Below are 641 nucleotides of genomic sequence, written 5' to 3' on the forward strand. Positions count from 1 at the left end.
GTCGAAAGCCTGACCAACCTGAACGACGACGAGACCCTGCTGGTGCAATCCGGCAAGCCGGTCGGCGTGTTCAAGACCCACAGCAACGCCCCGCGCGTACTGATCGCCAACTCCAACCTGGTTCCACACTGGGCGAGCTGGGAACACTTCAACGAACTGGACGCCAAAGGCCTGGCCATGTACGGCCAGATGACCGCCGGCAGCTGGATCTACATCGGCAGCCAGGGCATCGTCCAGGGCACCTACGAAACCTTCGTCGAAGCCGGTCGCCAGCACTACAACGATGACCTGAAAGGTCGTTGGGTCCTGACTGCAGGCCTCGGTGGCATGGGCGGCGCTCAGCCTCTGGCCGCGACCTTGGCCGGCGCTTGCTCGCTGAACATCGAATGCCAGCAGGTCAGCATCGATTTCCGTCTGAAAAGCCGCTACGTCGATGAGCAGGCTACCGACCTCGACGACGCTCTGGCCCGCATCGCCAAATACACCAAAGAAGGCAAGGCGATCTCCATCGCGCTGCTGGGTAACGCCGCTGAAATCCTGCCGGAACTGGTCAAACGTGGCGTGCGCCCGGACATGGTCACCGACCAGACCAGCGCCCACGACCCGCTCAACGGCTACCTGCCGGCCGGCTGGACCTGGGA

General features: G+C 63.2%; 1 protein-coding gene. It reads left to right on the forward strand.

What is annotated here, in order from left to right; translation table 11 throughout:
* Nucleotides 1–641: urocanate hydratase family protein (locus VC35_RS29950; RefSeq protein ID WP_472978132.1), on the forward strand; the 641-nt coding region annotated here is incomplete at both ends.

This window comes from Pseudomonas fluorescens, assembly GCF_000967965.1.
Lineage (GTDB): Bacteria > Pseudomonadota > Gammaproteobacteria > Pseudomonadales > Pseudomonadaceae > Aquipseudomonas > Aquipseudomonas grandcourensis.